This window comes from Candidatus Competibacteraceae bacterium, assembly GCA_016713505.1.
Classification (GTDB): Bacteria; Pseudomonadota; Gammaproteobacteria; order Competibacterales; family Competibacteraceae; genus Competibacter_A.
This window is the reverse complement of sequence record JADJPA010000001.1, coordinates 1951193-1969757: the sequence shown is the minus strand read 5'-3', so window position 1 is coordinate 1969757 and position 18565 is coordinate 1951193. Positions and strand designations below refer to the sequence as shown.

General features: G+C 62.1%; 17 protein-coding genes. 13 read left to right on the top strand and 4 right to left on the bottom strand.

Translation table 11 applies throughout. The features are described 5' to 3' along the window. Positions 1 to 41: 41 nt before the first annotated feature. Entirely contained in the window at positions 42 to 1418 is a 1377-nt protein-coding gene (locus IPK09_08930) for an insulinase family protein (GenBank protein ID MBK7983740.1), read from the bottom strand. 95 nt (positions 1419 to 1513) lie between these two features. Here IPK09_08930 and ftsY point away from each other — a divergent pair, with 95 nt between their 5' ends. From ftsY to IPK09_08875, 11 genes are all read left to right on the top strand, one after another. Continuing rightward, entirely contained in the window at positions 1514 to 2593 is a 1080-nt protein-coding gene (gene ftsY / locus IPK09_08925; protein ID MBK7983739.1) for a signal recognition particle-docking protein FtsY, read from the top strand. Between the two features lie 105 nt (positions 2594 to 2698). Further along, positions 2699 to 3568, top strand: coding sequence for an RNA polymerase sigma factor RpoH (gene rpoH / locus IPK09_08920; protein MBK7983738.1), 870 nt, complete (start codon positions 2699 to 2701; stop codon positions 3566 to 3568). A gap of 119 nt (positions 3569 to 3687) precedes the next feature. Continuing rightward, positions 3688 to 4725, top strand: a complete 1038-nt coding sequence (locus IPK09_08915; protein ID MBK7983737.1) for a low specificity L-threonine aldolase — start codon at positions 3688 to 3690, stop codon at positions 4723 to 4725. A gap of 11 nt (positions 4726 to 4736) precedes the next feature. Continuing rightward, positions 4737 to 5762 (top strand): UDP-N-acetylmuramate dehydrogenase, encoded by a 1026-nt coding sequence (gene murB / locus IPK09_08910; GenBank protein MBK7983736.1) that lies wholly within the window; start codon positions 4737 to 4739, stop codon positions 5760 to 5762. Positions 5763 to 5786: 24 nt separating this feature from the next. After that, positions 5787 to 6539 carry a 16S rRNA (uracil(1498)-N(3))-methyltransferase gene (locus tag IPK09_08905; GenBank protein MBK7983735.1) on the top strand — a complete coding sequence of 251 codons (753 nt, stop codon included), beginning with the start codon at positions 5787 to 5789 and terminating at the stop codon, positions 6537 to 6539. 151 nt (positions 6540 to 6690) lie between these two features. Continuing rightward, positions 6691 to 7992, top strand: coding sequence for a diguanylate cyclase (locus IPK09_08900; protein ID MBK7983734.1), 1302 nt, complete (start codon positions 6691 to 6693; stop codon positions 7990 to 7992). 189 nt (positions 7993 to 8181) lie between these two features. After that, positions 8182 to 8676 carry a cache domain-containing protein gene (locus IPK09_08895; protein MBK7983733.1) on the top strand — a complete coding sequence of 165 codons (495 nt, stop codon included), beginning with the start codon at positions 8182 to 8184 and terminating at the stop codon, positions 8674 to 8676. A gap of 177 nt (positions 8677 to 8853) precedes the next feature. After that, positions 8854 to 9378 (top strand): gamma carbonic anhydrase family protein, encoded by a 525-nt coding sequence (locus IPK09_08890; protein ID MBK7983732.1) that lies wholly within the window; start codon positions 8854 to 8856, stop codon positions 9376 to 9378. Between the two features lie 25 nt (positions 9379 to 9403). Continuing rightward, the gene (locus IPK09_08885; protein MBK7983731.1) at positions 9404 to 10312 is read left to right on the top strand and encodes an AAA family ATPase; all 909 of its coding nucleotides are present in this window, start codon (positions 9404 to 9406) and stop codon (positions 10310 to 10312) included. Between the two features lie 10 nt (positions 10313 to 10322). After that, entirely contained in the window at positions 10323 to 11357 is a 1035-nt protein-coding gene (locus tag IPK09_08880; GenBank protein ID MBK7983730.1) for a DUF58 domain-containing protein, read from the top strand. Then, a complete protein-coding gene (locus IPK09_08875) occupies positions 11296 to 13299 on the top strand; it encodes a DUF3488 domain-containing transglutaminase family protein (protein MBK7983729.1) in 2004 nt (667 codons plus the stop codon). Before IPK09_08880 ends, IPK09_08875 begins: the two co-directional genes overlap by 62 nt. A 159-nt stretch (positions 13300 to 13458) precedes the next feature. Here the strand turns inward: IPK09_08875 and IPK09_08870 are convergent, their stop codons facing one another. Both IPK09_08870 and IPK09_08865 read right to left on the bottom strand, forming a co-directional pair. Continuing rightward, positions 13459 to 14058, bottom strand: a complete 600-nt coding sequence (locus IPK09_08870) for a CBS domain-containing protein (protein MBK7983728.1) — start codon at positions 14056 to 14058, stop codon at positions 13459 to 13461. Positions 14059 to 14375: 317 nt separating this feature from the next. Continuing rightward, positions 14376 to 15167, bottom strand: a complete 792-nt coding sequence (locus IPK09_08865) for an alpha/beta hydrolase (protein MBK7983727.1) — start codon at positions 15165 to 15167, stop codon at positions 14376 to 14378. Between the two features lie 166 nt (positions 15168 to 15333). On the opposite strand from IPK09_08865, the gene IPK09_08860 reads away from it, so the two are divergent. Beyond that, positions 15334 to 16653, top strand: coding sequence for a deoxyribodipyrimidine photo-lyase (locus IPK09_08860; GenBank protein ID MBK7983726.1), 1320 nt, complete (start codon positions 15334 to 15336; stop codon positions 16651 to 16653). Between the two features lie 20 nt (positions 16654 to 16673). On the opposite strand, the gene IPK09_08855 is transcribed toward IPK09_08860, so the two are convergent. After that, positions 16674 to 17423 (bottom strand): NAD-dependent deacylase, encoded by a 750-nt coding sequence (locus IPK09_08855; protein MBK7983725.1) that lies wholly within the window; start codon positions 17421 to 17423, stop codon positions 16674 to 16676. A 275-nt stretch (positions 17424 to 17698) separates the two neighbouring features. Here IPK09_08855 and IPK09_08850 point away from each other — a divergent pair, with 275 nt between their 5' ends. Next, positions 17699 to 18529 (top strand): protein phosphatase 2C domain-containing protein, encoded by an 831-nt coding sequence (locus tag IPK09_08850; GenBank protein ID MBK7983724.1) that lies wholly within the window; start codon positions 17699 to 17701, stop codon positions 18527 to 18529. The last annotated feature ends 36 nt before the right edge of the window (positions 18530 to 18565 follow it).

Sequence of the window (18565 nt, the reverse complement as noted above, 5' to 3'; positions counted from 1 at the left end):
CCGCCTTTCTCCGCGGGAGAAAGGTCGAAGGTGAGGGGTAGTTAGCGAAGCACATGGTCCAGCGCGGCGGGAGGCGGGTTCGGACGGCGGTCATCCAGCGGCAGCGGCTCCAAGGTCGCCACGGTCAAGCGGTCGTCGGTGAGGTAGTTGCGGGCGACCTCGCGCACTTGTTCCGGCGTGACCGCCTGAACCCGTCGCACGTAATCGTCGAGCTTGTTCCAGCCTAAGCCAACCGTTTCCAGGACTCCCATGCGCATGCCTTGATAGAACATGGAATCTTGCCGGTAGACATCGGCGGCGACCACCTGCGCCACCACGCGCGCCAGTTCGTCGGCGCTCACCAGCTCCTCGCGCAGCCGCTTGACTTCGGCGCGCAAAGCGTTTTCCAGTTCGGCGCTGGTGTGGCCCGGCGCGGGATTGCCCGCCAGCACGAACAATTCTTCCAACCGTGACGTCGGACTGTAGCTGGTGTCGGCGGAAGCGGCGATCTGGCCGCCGCGAATCAGATTGCGGCTGAGCCGAGCGCTGGTCCCGCCGTCGAGGATGCCATCTAACACCGCCAGCGCATAGGGTTCCCAATCCGCGGCGGCGGTCTTCAAGGTCGGCACCTTATAGCCCAGCGTCACGTAGGGGACTTCCGCTGGGGTTTTGACCGCGATCCGCCGTTCGCCTTGCTGGAGGATTTCCACCACGGGTCTGGGTGGGGTGAGAGTGCTCGGACTCAGCGGGCCGAAATGCTTTTCGGCCAATTCGTGGACCTTGGCGGGGTCGACATCGCCGACGACCACCAGGGTAGCGTTATTGGGGGCGTACCACTGCTGGTACCAGCGGCGCAGATCGTCCGGGCTGATGGCTTGAATGTCCTGCATCCAGCCGATGATCGGATGGCGGTAGGGGCTGGTGACGTAGGCGGCGGCCATGAATTGTTCCTGAGTCAGGGCATCGGGCTGATCGTCAGTGCGCAACCGGCGCTCCTCGGCGACGACCTGAGCTTCCTTGCCGACATCTTCCGGTTTCAGCAGCAGATTGCGCATCCGATCGGCTTCCAGCCGGAAGCTGAGCTCCAGCCGCTCTTTTTCCAGCGTTTGAAAGTATGCCGTGTAGTCGCGGCTGGTGAAGGCGTTTTCATCGCCGCCGTTGGCGGCGATCAGCCGGGAGAACTCCCCGCCCGGCACGTTCGGAGTACCTTTGAACATCAAATGTTCCAGCAGGTGCGAAATGCCGGTCAGGCCGCTCGGCTCGTAGCTGGAGCCGACCTTATACCAGACCTGCGAAACCACGACCGGGGCGCGGTGGTCCTCGCGCACCAGCACTTTCAAGCCGTTGCCGAGGGTAAATTCGTGAACGGGCGTGGCCGCAAAGGCCGTGGGAACGCTCAAAAGGCAAAGGAGCAGCAGTGGATTGAGAGTATTCAACATGGTCTCGAACGTTAAATGGGAGCCTGCGTAAAACAGACTAAAATGGTACGATAAGTTCCGTTCCCAAATCAGCATAACGGTAACTTTGAAGCATCATGCCTGAATCCAAAAGCAATTCCGGCCGGTTGCCGCCCGGACCCGCCGCGCCGGAGCGCAAGAAATCCAGCCTGTTTGACGTATTGAATCGGCCGATTCATCTACCGTTTCGCAAGGAGCGCCCGCCGGAGGGAGCGGCCGAATCCGGTGACGGCAAACCCTTCGCCAAGCTGCGCGACCGCTTGCGCCGTACCCGGAAGGGCCTGGTCGGCGGCTTGGCCGGTCTGTTCGCCGGCCGGAAACTGGACGACGAGACGCTGGAAGAACTGGAAAGCCGCTTGTTGTTGGCGGATGTCGGGGTCGAGGTGACCGAGCAACTGATAAAGCGGCTGACCGAGCGGGTCTCGCGTCGGCAGTTGAACGACATCCCGGCGCTGATTCAAGCCTTGCGCGATGAATTGTTGGCTATTTTGATCCCTTGTCAACAGCCGTGGCAGCCCAGCGAATCCCGGCCTTACGTCATCCTCACGGTCGGCGTCAACGGGGTCGGCAAGACCACCACCATCGGCAAGCTGGCGAAGAAGCTGCAAAGCGACGGGCTTTCGGTGTTGCTGGCGGCCGGCGACACCTTCCGCGCCGCCGCTGTCGAACAGTTGCAGGTCTGGGGCGAGCGCAACCGGATCGCGGTGATCGCCCAGCACGGCGGGGCCGATTCCGCCTCGGTGATTTACGACGCGGTTCAAGCGGCCAAGGCCCGTCAGGTGGATGTGGTGATCGCCGATACCGCCGGTCGCTTGCACACTCAGTCGAACCTGATGGAAGAGCTCAAGAAGATCAAGCGGGTCACCGGCAAGGTCGATGCCGGAGCCCCGCACGAGGTGCTGTTGGTGGTGGACGCCAGCACCGGCCAGAACGCGCTCAATCAAGCCGTGCAGTTTCACGACGCGGTCGGCGTGACCGGCTTGATTTTGACCAAGCTCGACGGCACCGCCAAGGGCGGCATCGTGTTCGCCATCGCCCGCCGGTTGGGCCTGCCGATCCGCTTTATCGGGGTCGGCGAGGGTATCGAGGATTTGCGCGAGTTCGATGCCGGCGAATTCGTGACCGCTCTGTTGGATGAGGCGGCTGATAATAGTTGAGTGAAAGGTGAGGAAACTTTTCGCTGGTTTGGCACTCTTAGTCTGAGAGTGCTAAAATGAATACTGTAATGTTTGAGGGTTAGGGAGGAATGAAAGACGATGACGATGGCCACCGCGCTGGTTCCCCACTTGCAGCATTTGCCGGCTCCGGTCGACAGTCTGGAAAGTTACATCCAGGCCGTCAACCAAGTGCCGGTGTTGAGCGCCGAGGAAGAACAGGCTCTCGCCCGGCGTTTGCGGTTGAACGATGATTTGGCGGCGGCGCAGCGGCTGATCGTGGCTCATTTGCGCTTCGTGGTGCACGTCGCGCGCGGTTACATCGGTTACGGCCTGCCGTTGGGCGATTTGGTGCAGGAAGGGAACGTCGGCCTGATGAAGGCGGTCAAACGGTTTGATCCGGAGCACGAGGTGCGGCTGGTGTCCTTTGCGGTGCATTGGATTCGGGCGGAGATTCACGAGTTCATCCTCCGCAACTGGCGGATCGTCAAGGTCGCCACCACCAAGTCGCAACGCAAGCTGTTCTTCAAACTGCGCGGCGCCAAGAAGCGCCTGGGCTGGCTGAACGGCGAGGAAGTCGAGACGGTGGCCCGCGAATTGGGCGTGAGCGCCGAGTCGGTCATGGAGATGGAATCGCGGTTGAGCGGTTACGATGTGTCGTTCGATCCGGTTCCAGAAGCCGACGCCGACGCCGAACATGAACCGCATACGCCGTCGGCTTATTTACGGGACGAGCACGCCGATCCGGCCGATATGTTGGAGCGGTATGACTGGGAGGATCAGACCACCCTCCAGTTGAGCGAAGCGCTGGACCGTTTGGACCCGCGCAGCCGCGACATCGTGCAGCGTCGCTGGCTGGACGACGTCAAGCCGACCTTGCATGAGTTGGCCGCTGAATATAAGGTGTCCGCCGAACGGATCCGGCAATTAGAGCATAACGCCATGAAGAAATTGCGGGCTAGCCTGCCCGTCGCCTGAGCACGAGCGTTTCACAGCCCGCCCTCGTGGCGGGTTTTTTTATGGGCGCGGCCCGTCCGCGCTTGTGGCCCTTTCCAGCATTGCGCTATTTTTTCAGCCCCGCCACTCTGAGAGCCCTCATGAATCCGCCAGTGCGCCAGTTTGCCAGCGACAACTACTCGGGAATGTGTCCTGAAGCCCTGGACTATTGGCTGGCGGCCAACCAGGGCGACGCGCCCGCTTACGGTAACGACGGCTGGACGCAGCGCGCCGCGGACCGGTTTCGCGAGCTGTTCGAAACCGACTGTGAGGTATTTTTCGTCTTCAACGGTACGGCGGCTAATTCGCTATCGCTGTCGGCGCTGTGCCAGTCCTATCACAGCGTGATCTGCCACGAAACCGCCCACATCGAAACCGACGAATGCGGCGGGCCGGAATTCGCCTCCAACGGCTCCAAGCTGCTGTTGGCGCAAGGCGAAGACGGCAAGCTCGATCCGGTCGATGTCGGGCGGCTGATCACCCGGCGCTCGGATATTCACTACCCCAAACCCAAGGTGATCAGTCTCACGCAGGCGACCGAGTTGGGAACCCTCTACACGCTGGACGAACTGCACGCCTTGCGCGATTTGGCCGACCGCTACCAGTTGAAGGTGCACATGGACGGCGCGCGGTTCGCCAATGCCTTGGTGTCGCTGGAAAAGACCCCGGCGCAAGCGACGTGGCAAGCCGGGGTGGACGTGTTGTGTCTGGGCGGAACCAAGAACGGTATGGCGGTCGGTGAGGCCATTGTGTTCTTCGATCGGGAACTGGCGACCGATTTCGCCTACCGGTGCAAGCAGGCCGGACAATTGGCTTCCAAGATGCGCTTCATCGCCGCGCCCTGGCTGGGGCTGTTGGAAACGGGCGCTTGGCTGCGCAACGCCCGCCAAGCCAATCAGATGGCCGCCTATCTGGCCGAACGGCTGCGCGCGATCGCCGGCCTGCGCTTGATGTTTCCCCGCCAGGCGAATTCCGTGTTTCTGCAATTGCCGCCGGCGGCCATCGCGGCGTTGCGGGCCAAAGGCTGGCAGTTCTACACCTTCATCGGGGTCGGTGGCGTCCGCTTGATGTGCTCTTGGAACACCACTGCCGAAGCGGTCGATCAATTCATCGACGATCTGGGACATGCCTTGCGCTGAGGGGGCGGATAGTGGTTGCCGAGCTGCTCCAGCGCGACGTGCCGCTGCATCAACTGAACAGCTTCGGTCTGCCGGCTCGCGCCGCTTGGTTTGCGGCCATCGAAACCCTGGACCAGCTCGCCGCGCTGATGGCCACCCCGGAATGGCGCTATTTACAGCGCTTCGTGTTGGGGGGCGGCAGCAACGTGATCCTGACCGGCGATTTCGATGGGCTGGTGCTCCATGTACGGATTCCGGGGCGGGCGCTGGTCGCTGAAGACGCGGATGCTTGGATCGTGCGGGCGGGCGCGGGCGAGAATTGGCATGAATTCGTCACTTGGACGCTGGGGCAGGGTTGGCCGGGTCTGGAAAATCTGGCGCTGATCCCCGGCACGGTCGGCGCGGCGCCGATTCAAAACATCGGCGCTTATGGTCTGGAAATGGCCGAACGCTTTCAATCCCTGGAAGCGGTGGATCTGGCGACGGGTCAAGGTGTGGTGTTCGAGCGGGCCGCCTGCCGGTTTGGCTATCGGGACAGTACCTTCAAACAGGAAGCGACGGATCGGTTTCTGATTATCGCCGTGACCTTTCGCTTGCCCAAACGCTGGCGGCCGATCACCGGCTATGCCGGTGTGGCGCGCGAACTGGAGGCCTGCAAAATAACCGCTCCGACGGCCCGGCAGGTCGCCGATGCGGTCATCGCCATTCGCTCGCGCAAGTTGCCGGACCCCGCTCATCTGGGCAACGCCGGCAGTTTTTTCAAGAATCCGGTGGTGGACGCCGCCGCCTTTGCCCGTCTTGTCGCCCGCTGCTCCGACCTGCCGCACTACCCGCAGCCGGATGGTACGGTCAAACTGGCGGCGGGTTGGCTGATCGAGCGCTGTGGTTGGAAGGGTAAGCGGTTCGGTCCGGTCGGCGTCCACGACCAGCAGGCGCTGGTGCTGGTCAATCGTGGTGGCGCGCGAGCGCAAGACGTGCTGCGGCTGGCGCGGGCGATTCAAGAATCGGTTTTGACCGAATTCGGCGTCATGCTGGAACCGGAGCCCTTGGTGGTTTGATACGGCTTCAGGAGTGGCTTCCACATGCCGCGGCGAGACTTGAACCGCCTTCCCCGAATCTATCTGTCGCTACCGCTGGTGGTCGGTGAGACCGTGCCATTGGACGATACCGCTTTCGGCCATGTCGTGCGGGTACTGCGCTTGAAACCCGATGCGGCGCTGATCCTGTTCGACGGTCAGGGCGGAACGTTCGCGGCGACCCTGGTGGAAGTCGGCAAACGCAATGCCCGCGCGCGCGTGACGGAGGCGCTGCCCCGTGAAGTGGAGCCGCTGTTGCGGATCGTATTGGCCCAAGGGATCTCGCGCGGCGAGAAGATGGATTACACTTTGCAAAAGGCGGTCGAACTCGGCGTGACCGCCGTTCAGCCGCTTTTTACCGAACGCGCCGGCGTGGAGCTGGCCGGCGAACGTTTGGCGCGGAAAGTCCAGCATTGGCGCGGCATCATTATCAGCGCCTGCGAACAGTGCGGCCGCAGCCGCTTGCCGGAGTTGCGGGAGCCGCTGGCGCTGGCGGATTGGCTGGCCCGGCCCGCGCAACGGGATTTGCGCGTGCTGCTCGATCCGACGGCGCGTCAAGGTTTACGCGAACTGCCAGCGCCGGACCGTGCGGTCACCCTGTTGATCGGTCCGGAAGGGGGTCTCAGCCCGGCGGAAATCGCGCGGGCCCGCACGGGGGGGTTTACCGGCATCCGGCTCGGGCCGCGCATCCTCCGGACCGAAACCGCCGGTGTCGCTGCCCTGGCGGTGGTACAAACCCTGTGGGGCGATTGGAATTGAGGTTTTGGTCGAAGGCTGCCGTCCAGTCAATGCATCAAATTCCTGATGAAAATTCAAATAATGATGCTAACCCTATAAACTATTTCGGACATACCTGCGGCCTGATTTTTCGGAGGGTCACGCTGCGAATAATTGGCGGGGATGCGATTTCATGCCAAGCGATCACGGAAGCGACAGCAAAGAGACCGGTACGGTGCTCGTGGTGGAAGACAGTCGAGCCTTGCGAGGGCTGCTGGCGTCCTATCTCAACGACTGGTACGGACTGACGGTGGTGGGCGTCGGGTCTCTGGCCGAGACCGCAGCGCAACTCGCTTGGTGTCCCGAGCGGTTTTTCTGCGCCGTGCTGGACCTTAACCTGCCTGATGCCCCCAACGGCGGGGCCGTCGATCTGGTGCAAAGCCACGGAATTCCCGCGATTGTACTCACCGGCTTCGTGGACCCCGCGCTGCGGGAAACCATGCTCACCAAGCAAGTCCTGGATTATTTCATCAAGCGCAACCTCAGCGATATCGAACAGGTCGCCCGCACGATCGGGCGTTTGTGGCGAAATCGCCAAGTCAAGGTGATCGTGGTTGACGATTCCCGCGGCTTTCGAGGTTATTTGCAGGGCTTGCTGGAAAGCTACCGTTACCGGATTCTCACCGCCGGCAACGGTCACGAGGCGCTCGGGCTGCTGGCGGAGCATCCCGATACCAGCTTGGTCATCACCGATGTCAACATGCCGGAGATGGGCGGATTGGAATTGATCGAGCACATCCGCCGCCAGTACCGCCGCGAGGATCTGGCGGTGATCGGTATGTCGGATGCGTCCAAGCCGGGCCTGTCGGCGCTGCTGCTCAAGACCGGCGCCAACGATTTCATCGCCAAGCCGTTTCAGGTGGAGGAGCTGCTGTGCCGGGTCAATCAGAACACCGACATGATGGATTACGTGCGGCAATTGCGCGAGGCGGCCACCTGCGATTTCCTGACCGGACTTCTCAACCGGCGCCAGCTGCTGGAATTGGGTGAAAAACTCTACGCCAACGCCCAGCGCGGCCATTTTCTGCTCGGGCTCGGCATGGTGGACGCCGACTATTTCAAGCGGATCAACGATCGCTTCGGTCATTTGGTCGGCGATGAGGCGCTAAAGGCCATCGCCGCCACGCTGAACAAAACCTTGCGCGCGTCCGACATCATCGGCCGCTACGGCGGCGAGGAATTCGTTTGTCTGACCGTGCTGCAAGCCGAAGCCGATGCCGAGCGAGTCTTTGAGCGCTTGTGCGCCGCCGTGGCGAAAATCGGACTGTCCGCCGGCGGTCAACCCGTGCCGCTGACTGTCAGCATCGGCTTCACCACTGACCTGGGAAACTCGCTGAAGCAGATGATCGAACAGGCCGACAGCGCCGTTTATCGGGCCAAGGCCGAAGGTCGAAATCTGGCGGTGCGATGGTCGCTACAGCCCGCCACCGAATGAGGGCCAAGCTGGCGAATACATCCGATCCAAGCGGCAGTGTGCTCAGGTTCGGTACGTGTTGCGCCAATTAACCACAAAATGTTGCGCTTTATCTTGTGTCCCACTGTTTCAGCATCTAAGGTTAATACACGCCACCCCCCGTGGTGGTGTAATCACTACCTGAGCAACTAAACCAAGGAGATTTTGGAGATGAATAAAAAATTAGTGCTAGGCGTGGCCGCGTTCTGCACCCTGGGTCTTTCCGCCGGCGCGTGGGCGGCTGACGCCGCGACAGCCGATGAAGTGGTCGCCAAGGTCAAAGCCGCCGCCGCCGACGTCAAGGCGGGTGGAGATGCCGCGCTGGCCGCCTATAACGATCCCAAGGGCAAATGGGCCTGGAAAGACTCCTATGTCTTCGTGATGGATTGCAAGACCGGCGTCATGACCGCTCATCCCAACGATAAGGTCAAGGGCACCAAATTGGCTGACCTCAAGGGCAAGGCGGGCGAGAATCTCGGCCCGGCGCTGTGCGCCGCCGCCGCCAAGGGCGCCAATGGGGGCTGGGTGGAATATCAGTGGACCAAGCCCGGCGCGGAAGGTAACCACCGGAAAGTCAGCTACGTGCTGCCTGCCGGCAGCTATGCCGTCGGCGCGGGCGTTTATGACGATACCCCGGTTGCGACTTTAGAGTCTAAGACCAAGTAATCTTGGATTCCGCCGTGCTTGGCGCGCCTGCCGGGTTGCCAATCCGGTCGCGAAGCACGGTGGATTGACACTCCGCCAGTTTTTTACTCTCCGACTTTTTCCTTCATCTGCTCCTCCCGGTATTCGATCTCGTTTATACTGGCGCTTTCACGAGAAATACCCTGGCAGGAGGATGCGGTGATTTATTCCCTCGGCGACCGCAAGGTCGAGTTTCACGGCGAGGACTGGTTCATCGCCGACAACGCCACCGTCATCGGTTCGGTGGTGCTCAAGCAGAACGCCAGCATCTGGTTCAATGTCGTGGTGCGTGGCGACAACGACATCATCACCATCGGCGAAAACACCAACGTTCAGGACGGTTCGGTCCTGCATACCGACCCCGGCATCCTGCTCACCCTCGGCCGGGATGTGACCGTCGGCCATTTGGCCATGCTGCACGGCTGCATCGTCGGCGATAACAGCCTCATCGGAATCAAGAGCCTGATCATGAATCGGGCGGTGATCGGCAAGAATTGCCTGATCGGCGCCAACAGCCTGATCCCGGAGGGCAAGGTCATCCCCGACGGTTCGCTGGTGATGGGTTCGCCCGGCAAGATCGTCCGCGCCTTATCGGAGGGAGAAATCGAGCGCTTGCGGCAAACCGCCGGCCGCTACGTGGAGAATTTCAAGCGCTTCAAGTCCGCTTTGCGCCGGCAGGATTGATGTGGCCGCGGCGTTTGAAGATCGGCTGGAACTGACGGTCCGTCAGGTCGGGTCCATCATTCTGGGCAAGGAGCACGCCATCCGCTTGGCCGTGGCCTGCCTGTTGGCGCGCGGCCATCTGCTGATCGAGGATCTGCCGGGCATGGGCAAAACCACCCTGGCGCACGCCTTGGCGCACAGTCTGGGCTTGCACTACCAGCGCATCCAGTTCACCAGCGACCTGCTGCCGGCGGACATCCTCGGCGCGGCGGTCTACGAGCGCCAGCGCGAAGCCTTTGTCTTTCACCCCGGCCCGATTTTCGCCCAATTGATTTTGGCCGATGAAATCAACCGCGCCACGCCCAAAACCCAGAGCGCGTTGCTGGAGGCGATGGAGGAGGGGCAGGTCACCATCGAAGGCGAGACCCGGCCGTTGCCGGAGCCATTTTTCGTGATCGCCACCCAGAATCCGTCCTACCAGATCGGCACCTTTCCGTTGCCGGAGTCGCAGTTGGACCGATTTTTGATGCGGATCGAACTGGGCTATCCCGACCCTCAGGCCGAACGGATCTTGCTGGAGGGTGAGGACCGGCGCGATCTGCTGGCGCGGTTGCCAGTCGCGATGACGCCCGCACAGTTGCACGCGGCGCAGCTGCAAGTGAGCGGCGTGCACGTCGCCCCGCCGCTGCTCGATTACGTGCAGGCGCTGCTGGCGTTTTCCCGCCAATCCAACCGCTTCCGGGGCGGCTTGTCGCCTCGCGCCGGCTTGGGATTACTGCGGGCGGCGCGGGCCTGGGCGTTGCTGCACCGACGCGGCCATGTCTTGCCGGAAGACGTGCAGGCGGTATTGGCGGCGGCGGTCAGCCATCGCTTGCATCCTGGCGAAGACAGCCTGGAGCAATCGGCGAGCGATCTGGTCGGGCATCTGCTGGCCTCCGTGGCATTGCCGGCCTGAGCGCCGCGCGATGTTGAAGGGCTGGCGACGGCGTTTCGAGGTTTGGGTGACCCGCCACCAACGACCCGCTCACGAACCGATCCGGCTGGATCGTCGCCGCATCTACATTCTGCCGACCCGCCAGGGGTATGCTTTTGCCTTGCTGCTGTTTTTGCTGTTTCTGTGGTCGATCAATTACAGCAACAGCATGGGCTTCGCCTTTACGTTCCTGCTGACGGCGGTGGCCTTAAACACCATGTGGCAGGCGCACGACAATCTGTTGGGCCTGGTCATTCAGGGCAACGGCGCCGAGCCGGTATTCGCCGGCCAGGATGCCCGCTTCGGTTTCCGGCTGGAAAATCCGCGCCGGACGCCGCGCCACGGCATCGCGCTGCAATGGCGGGATCGGGAACCGCTGTATGTGGATGTTCCGGCCCAAGGTTCGACAGCAGCCGTTCTCGCCATTCCCGCCGAGCGGCGCGGCTGGTTGCGGCCGGGCCATGTGCGGGTCATGACCCGTTTTCCGCTCGGCTTGTTTCAATCTTGGAGTTGGGTGGAATTCGATGTCGCCGCCTTGGTTTATCCCCGGCCTCGCGGCCGGCGACCGTTGCCGGCGGTGCTGTCGGGCACCTCGGGTAGCGGATCGCACGAACTGGGCGCGGGCAGCGAGGATTACGCCGGCTTTCGGCACTACGCACCGGGCGATTCGCCGCGCCGGATCGCCTGGAAGGCGGCGACCCGCACCGATCAGTTGCTGGTCAAACGTTTCATCGATCAGGCGCGGCCGGAATTGTGGCTCGATTGGCGGTTGTTGGGCATCGAGAACGTGGAACCGCGTCTCGAACAGCTCTGTCAATGGGTATTGAAAGCCGAAAACGACGGCCACGAATACGGTTTGCGGCTGCCGGGTTCGAACGTTCCGCCGGCGCGCGGCGATCCTCAGCGCCGCCGCTGTCTGGAAGCGCTGGCCTTGTTCACCTATCGCGAAGATTTCCCTCGTGCCGATGAAGCTATGGAAGCCAGGAAACCGACAATGGCGGGAAAAACCCGCCGCACCGCCGGCTGAACCGCTGACGCTGCCCGCATTGATTTGGCTGCTGGTCGCGCTGGGGCTGGCGGTCGCGCCGCACGCGCGCGAAATGCCGGTCTGGCTCACGGTGCTGTTTTTTACCATCGCAGTCTGGCGCGGATTTCTGGCGCTGCGCAATCGACCGCTGCCGTCACGCTGGCTGTTGCTGGTGGTGGCCGTGCTGGCTGGCGCCGGCGTGCTGATCGATTTTCGGACCCTGTTTGGCCGCGACGCGGGAGTGGCCTTGCTGGTGGCGATGTCCGCCTGCAAGCTGCTAGAGACGCGCGGCTTGCGGGATGGAGTGGTGCTGGTGTTTCTCGGCTATCTGCTGGTGATGAGCAACCTGCTCTACAGCCAGGAAATTCCGATGGTCGCTTACCTGTTCGCGGTCGTTTTGGCGATGTTGGCGGCGCAGGTCATGATCCACCGCCAGCACGCGGGGCTTGGAGCGCTGGCTCCGCTGCGGCTGGCCGGCAAGATGGCGCTGCAAGCCGTCCCGGTGATGTTGATTCTGTTCATTTTATTCCCGCGTATTCCCGGACCGTTGTGGGGGTTGCCGAAGGATGCTTACAAGGGTCGCACCGGGTTGTCCGATGAGATGATGCCCGGTACGGTCAGCGAGCTGATCAAATCCGACGCGGTGGCGTTTCGAGCGCGCTTCACCGGCCCCATTCCACCGCCGCGCGAACTTTACTGGCGCGGGCCGGTGCTGTGGAATTTCGACGGTCGCCGTTGGGCCTCGGGTGAAGGGTCGCCCAGAAATGTTCCCATGCCGTTTACGCCTGAAGGCGCGGCGCTGGAGTACTCGGTGATTTTGGAGCCGAGCAATCGGATTTGGCTGTTCGCGCTCGATCTTCCGGCCAGCCTGCCGCCGCAAGCCGGCATGACGCCCTCGTTCCAATTGCTGCGCCAGCAGCCGGTCAACGAGGTTTACCGCTATTCGATGCGGTCCTATCTCAAGTATCGGACCGGCGATCTGGAAGCGTCGGAACGGGCTCGTGCTTTGCGCTTGCCCTCATGGGGCAATCGACGCGCCCGCGAGCTGGTGGCGGAATGGCGGGCGCGCGATGCGCGTCCCGAAGCGCTGGTGAACGCGGGACTGACGCTGTTTCGGGAGCAGGCGTTTTATTACACCTTGACGCCGCCCTTGTTGGGCAGCGATAGCGTGGATGAATTTCTATTTCGCACCCGCCAGGGCTTTTGCGAGCATTACGCCAGCGCGTTCGTGTTCCTGATGCGGGCGGCTGGGGTGCCGGCGCGGGTGGTGACCGGCTATCAGGGTGGGGAACGCAATACTTTCGGCGATTATCTGATTGTCCGCCAGTCTGACGCACATGCCTGGGCCGAGATTTGGCTGGAAGGGCAGGGCTGGGTGCGGGTGGACCCTACGGGCGCGGTGGCCCCAAATCGGGTACAGCAAGGACTCTATGCCGCCGTGGCCGATGCCGAGAACCTGCCGTTCCTGATCCGGCGCGGCGGCGACAGCGAGTGGTTGCGGCAATTGGCGATGGGCTGGGATTCCCTGAACAATTCCTGGAATGAGTGGGTGCTGGCCTATGGGCCGGACCGGCAAAAGGAATTTCTGTCGGGGCTGGGGTTCGGTCCGGTGGATTGGGCGGATATGACGGTGGCGATGACGGTGGCGCTGGGCGGATTTAGCCTGTTGGTTGCCGGATGGCGCTGGCGACGGCAAAGCTCTCGCGATCCAGTGGTGCGCGCTTGGCAGCGGTTCTGCGCCCGGCTGGCCCGGCGCGGGCTGGCGCGCGACGCGCATGAAGGGCCTTTGGCGTTTGCCGAGCGAGTGGCTGTCAGTCGGCCGAAGCTGGCGGATTCGGCGCGAGTGATCGGCGGTCTTTATGCGGTGTTGCGGTATGGGCCGGGTGTTTCTTTAGAAGAGGTGCGGCAATTGCAGAAGTTAGTACGGGAGTTCAAGGTTTAATATTTGAGCGGGCAGGGCGTGCGCTCAAATAAACAAGCCAAAAAAATAAGGGCGGCCGCTAGGACACCCTTATCGAAAAAATCGAACAGCTTAAAAGTGATGAGAATTCAAGATGCCGAAACTGAGCATCCGCTCAGCATTAATTATTACAGAGCCGCATTACAGAGCCGCGCCGGCTTTTTCCAATTCGGCGTAAGTCGTCGGCTGGCGCGCCGGATTGATGCTCAAGCCCATTCGCAAGCCAATTTCCGCCAGCGAGAAAATCCCGCGAATCGCCGGAATGTCGGTTTCAGGGTCGATGTCCAGCACCAAGGCATGTTGGCGGTTGACCTGACGCAAGGTCGCGATGATGTCGCCCACCCGCGAACCCAGCACATCCTCCATCATCAACACTTCCAGCTTCGGCCGGAGGGTCATCACGTCGGAAACCAGCAAATCCTCGCGGGCGCAACCGGATTTGGCGATGATCCGGCTGGCGCGTTCGCTGTCGATGTCGCGGCTGGTGACCACGCCGAGCAGGTTGTCCTCGGCGTCGCACACCAACAGGATGCGGACGCGGCGCTTGATCATCAATTCCACCGCCTTGCTGAGCGGGGTTGACAGATCGGTGGTCACGGCGGTGATTTGGCAGAGGTCGGTCATCACCGACAGCGCGGGATCGTCGGCGGTGATGCGTCGGGGGAGCTGTTGCTTGGGACGCGCGTAACGGATTCCCCGTTCTAGCCGGTGCAGCGATAGCGTGTGATAGGCGTTTTTCATGTTAGAGCTCTCTCCTGTTCTACAAGCATTAACGGCGATTTCGACCGTTTTTTATTGGAGGCGAAGCCATTATAAAGGATTATTCTCGGACAATAAATAGGGCAAATTGTCACACTCAATGCTCAAACGGTTGTCTATATTATGTGATGCTTGCAGGGTAAATCGCTTATTTCATGAGGTTTTTTAATGCTTCAATGCAGCATGAATTTTACCGTTTACAGATCATGGGGGCCTCAAAAGTAGCCAGCAATCGCTTTATGCAGCGTTATTTGTCGAGGAGCTCGATCACGGTTCGTCCGAACTTTTTTTCGGCTAGGTCAGAATGATTTTTCGCTTCGGTTTTCTCGGATGACGGCCAGCAGATCGCCCAGCGTTTGAACGAGCACCGCCAAATCTTGATCTCGCGACAGCGTGTGCTCGCCGTCCTTCAACAACAGCACGCGCACGTCCGAACCGCTCAACCGCTCGGCGACTTGCGCGCTGATCCGCCACGGCACATCGGCATCTTTCATGCCGTGAATCAGCCGCGCCGGGCAGGTGATCGGCAGCGTCGATTTGTCGAGCACACGGTGTTGCTCCGCTTCTTCGATCAAGTTCAGGGTGATGGTGTAAGGTTCGCCGTAGGGTGACGGCAGGCGGATGACCCGTTCCCGTCGCAAGCGTTCTCGCAAATGTTCATCCAGCCGCTCCCAAAGCAAATACTCGGTGAAGTCGGCGGCGCACGCCAGGCCGAGCAGGGCGGCGATCCGCTCCGGCCGCGCCAGCGCCGTCAGCAGCATCAGCCAAGCTCCCATCGACGAACCGACCAGGATTTGCGGCCCCTCGGTCAGTCGATCCAGAATGTCGAGCACTTCTTGCGCCCAGCGGCCGATAGTGCCGTCCGCGAAGCGGCCGCTGGACCCGCCGTGACCGGAGTAGTCGAAACGGATGAACGCTTGGCCGCGCCCCCGACACCAACGTTCCAGCGCGGTGGCCTTGAGACCGGTCATGTCCGAGGTGAAACCGCCCAGAAAAACCACGCCCGGCGCGGCGCCGGGACTGCGATGGTAGGCGAGCCGGGTACCGTCGGGGAGCGTGAGCTGGGCCGGTTTGGGTTCGAAGAGCGGCATGAGGCGGCTTTCTCCTGATGAAGTGCGCTACAGTATTTCATTAATGTCGGCAAAGATTGAACCGGTCCTTGGTCCGGCCGGCGACGAGCGGGCCGGGCATCGAATTTGCGCGATAAAATACGACAAAAACAATGGCGCGCGACACGGCCACCCGAGGAAGCGAACGATGACTGAACGACGTACGATCCTATGGTTTCGCAACGATCTACGCTTGCACGATCATGAAGTGCTGGCGTTGCTGGCGGATACCGTGCAGGTGTTGGTGCCGGTTTACTGCCTCGATCCGGCGCAATTCGACATCCAACCCTCGGGGTTTCCGCTGACCGGCCCGCTGCGGGCGCGGTTTCTGGTCGAATGCCTGGAGGATTTACGGGCGGGGCTGGAAGCGCGCGGCAGCGGTTTGCATGTGGTGGTGGGCCAACCAGAAAAAGTGATTCCCGCTTTGGCGCAAACCCTGGGTGTCCGGGAAGTATTCGCCGAGCGCGACGTGTTGGGCGAGCCAGTGAAAGTCGAGCGGCGGCTGGCCGCGGCATTGGAACCGCTGGGGGTATCGCTGCGCGGCTTCCGGGTCAGCACGCTTGTCCATCCCGATGACTTGTCCTTTCCCGCCGCCAATCTACCCGAATCCTTCGCGCAGTTTCAGGAAGCGGTGACAGCGAGCGGTGAGCCGCGCGCGCCGTTGCCGCCCTTGCAAAAGCTGCCGGAGTATCCCGACGGCCTGAGTACCCCCACCCTGGCGACTCTGGTTCAGGCGCTGGGCTTGTCCGCCGTGTCCGATCCTGGCCACCAGACCGGCTTCAAGGGCGGAGCGACCGTGGCGATCGCGCGGCTGGAGGATTTCGTGCAAGGACGGCGAACCTCCCTGGAGGCGTTGCGCGGCGGCGCGGGTGAGGCCGCCGCGCGGGCCGACCGTTTCGGGCCTTGGCTGGCGCGCGGCGCGCTGTCGCCCCGGCGGATTTATCAGTACGTCAACTATTCCGGGCTGACGATGTGGGCCGGCGAACTGGCGAACGCCGCGGTCACCGAGCTGCAACGGCGCGATTTCTGTCGGTTCTTGGCGATCAAGCGCGGCGAATGGGACGAGCAGTCCGGTCGGCCGCCGGCTTGGGAGGATGAGGGGTTACGGGAGCGCTTCGAACTCTGGCGGCGGGGGGAAACCGGCGAGCCGTTCGTGGACGCCCACTTGCGCGAACTGGCGCTGACCGGCCATTTGTCGTCCTTCGGCCGGCGGCTGGTGGCGAGCTATCTCTGCCATGAGCTGGGTTTGGATTGGCACTGGGGCGCGGCTTGGTTCGCCTCGCAGTTGTTGGACGACGATCCCAGCGTCAATCTGGCGATCTGGATGGAGGTGACCGGCCGCTGGCGCGCTTTCGATCGGCCGGGTCGCTTGAATTCCGCCGAGCAGGCGGCGTACTGCGATCCCGACGGAGTTTATTGCCGCCGCTGGCTGGAAACGGCCGGACCCGCCTCGCAGCGGTTCGGCTGAGAAAGGAGGGCTGATAGCGCTCACGCCGGTTCCCAGACTCGGGCGACCAGCGCTGGCAAAATCACCCCCGCCGCGCCGTTCAGGCTGTAGCTGACGTGCGCGCTGAGCGGGGTCGGGTGCGGGTTGATCTCGACCACCGTCGCGCCGGCGGCGAGCGCGCTAAACGGTAACTCAGCAGCCGGGTAAACCAGGGCCGAGGTACCGATGCTGAAAAACACCTCGGCGGTGGCGGCCGCGTGTTCCGCCGCGTGCAACGTCGCTACAGGCAGGCTTTCGCCAAACCAAACCACGTCCGGGCGCAACACGTTGCCGCAATGCGGGCAGCGCGGTGGAATCTCGCCGCTGTCGGGCCAGCTTTCCACCGGCCGTTCTTCGCTGAAGCATTTGGTGCGAAACAAATTGCCGTGCAGTTCCAGCAGGTGCTGGTTGCCGGCGCGCCGGTGTAAACCGTCCACGTTCTGGGTAATCAGCGTGAATTCGGCAAAGCGCCGTTCCATGTCGACCAGCGCCCGGTGTCCGGTGTTGGGTTCGGCCTGTCGGACCCGCGCCTGACGCCAGGCGTACCATTCCCAAACCAGTTTAGGATTGCGTCGGAAGGCGTCCGGCGTGGCGAGTTCTTCCGGGTTGTATTGCGCCCACAAGCCGGTCTGAGCCTCTCGAAAGGTCGGCACGCCGCTTTCGGCGGAAATGCCGGCACCGGTCAGGACCGCCACCCGGCGGGCGGCGCGGAGGCGGCTGACGAGTTCGGTGGGAATCAGGGCTTCACTCATGATGGCAAGCCTCCGGCATCAGTGAGTCGGACCGGCCAGTGCGGGATCGCGGAATTGCCCGACATTGCGCCGGTCCCATCCAAACAAGGACATAGTGATAGTATGCTACTAGAAGCTGGTGAGGGACCATTCATTTCGCGACGCCGCCCCAGCCCGGAAGTTCGAAAATCTGACCCCCTTGCGTGCGATGGGGCGACGTGTGCGACGGCTGATAGCCGCTGCCAGCGGTCGATTATCCGTAGTACTGAAAACAGCCCTGCGCTGATGGAGCCAGCATGACCGTTGCCTTAGATTCGTACTACACCATCGGTAAGGTGCATTTGTATTGTCAGGATTATGTGTTCCAAGGTTGGAAACCCGTTCCTCACGTCATTCTGGCCGACGGCTGTTCCGCCTCTCCCAATAGTGATGTGGGGGCCCGCTTGCTGGTGTTGAACGCGCGTCGGGAGCTGGAGCGCTACGCGAAAATCCCGCGCGATGGCCCCGAACTCGCTATTCAGCACTGGGACTTGGGCCGTCAGATCGTCCTGCGCGCGGCGCGGCAGGCACAAGAACTGGACCTGAATCCCGAGGTCTTGGATGCAACTCTGTTGGTGGCTTGGTGCGATGGCGCGACTGTCTACGTGCATCTATACGGCGATGGCTGCATCGCAACTCGCCGTGCCGATGGCGAGCTGGCCCTCATTGAGGTCGAATACGCCGAAAACGCGCCCTATTATCTGTCCTATTTATTGGAGCCCGACCGCCAAGTCCTCTATCAGGGGGCGGTCGGCAATCCCGAGGCGGCGCAAACAATCCATTATCGGAGTCAGGCGGCGGACGTTTCGACCCGGCAAAAACGCTTCGATACGCCGGTCGCCTTCAGCTTCGATCTGGCGACCTTTCCGACCGTGGCGGTCGCCACCGATGGGCTGCATTCCTTCATCAGCGCCGAAACCGGCCAACAGGTAGACCTCCTGGAAGTGGCACAAGCCATGTTCGATTTTGGTGACCTTCAAGGCACCTTCGTCATGGACCGGCTGCAAAATACCCTGATCGAGTTTGGCAACCGACTGCTGTTCAATCTGGATGATCTCAGCGTGGGCGCGTTCGTGAAAGTGGCGTGAGCCGGGCGCGATGGCGGCTGCGTCGAAAGCCGCCCG

Excerpts from the sequence above, each read along its gene's own strand:
- IPK09_08915 (MBK7983737.1), top strand. The coding sequence starts at position 3,688 with ATGAATCCGCCAGTGCGCCAGTTTGCCAGCGACAACTACTCGGGAATG.
- IPK09_08895 (MBK7983733.1), top strand. The coding sequence starts at position 8,182 with ATGAATAAAAAATTAGTGCTAGGCGTGGCCGCGTTCTGCACCCTGGGT.
- IPK09_08860 (MBK7983726.1), top strand. The coding sequence starts at position 15,334 with ATGACTGAACGACGTACGATCCTATGGTTTCGCAACGATCTACGCTTG.
- IPK09_08865 (MBK7983727.1), bottom strand. The coding sequence starts at position 15,167 with ATGCCGCTCTTCGAACCCAAACCGGCCCAGCTCACGCTCCCCGACGGT.
- IPK09_08855 (MBK7983725.1), bottom strand. The coding sequence starts at position 17,423 with ATGAGTGAAGCCCTGATTCCCACCGAACTCGTCAGCCGCCTCCGCGCC.
- IPK09_08870 (MBK7983728.1), bottom strand. The coding sequence starts at position 14,058 with ATGAAAAACGCCTATCACACGCTATCGCTGCACCGGCTAGAACGGGGA.
- IPK09_08880 (MBK7983730.1), top strand. The coding sequence starts at position 10,323 with ATGTTGAAGGGCTGGCGACGGCGTTTCGAGGTTTGGGTGACCCGCCAC.
- IPK09_08905 (MBK7983735.1), top strand. The coding sequence starts at position 5,787 with ATGCCGCGGCGAGACTTGAACCGCCTTCCCCGAATCTATCTGTCGCTA.
- IPK09_08875 (MBK7983729.1), top strand. The coding sequence starts at position 11,296 with ATGAAGCTATGGAAGCCAGGAAACCGACAATGGCGGGAAAAACCCGCC.
- IPK09_08930 (MBK7983740.1), bottom strand. The coding sequence starts at position 1,418 with ATGTTGAATACTCTCAATCCACTGCTGCTCCTTTGCCTTTTGAGCGTT.
- rpoH (MBK7983738.1), top strand. The coding sequence starts at position 2,699 with ATGGCCACCGCGCTGGTTCCCCACTTGCAGCATTTGCCGGCTCCGGTC.
- ftsY (MBK7983739.1), top strand. The coding sequence starts at position 1,514 with ATGCCTGAATCCAAAAGCAATTCCGGCCGGTTGCCGCCCGGACCCGCC.
- IPK09_08900 (MBK7983734.1), top strand. The coding sequence starts at position 6,691 with ATGCCAAGCGATCACGGAAGCGACAGCAAAGAGACCGGTACGGTGCTC.
- IPK09_08850 (MBK7983724.1), top strand. The coding sequence starts at position 17,699 with ATGACCGTTGCCTTAGATTCGTACTACACCATCGGTAAGGTGCATTTG.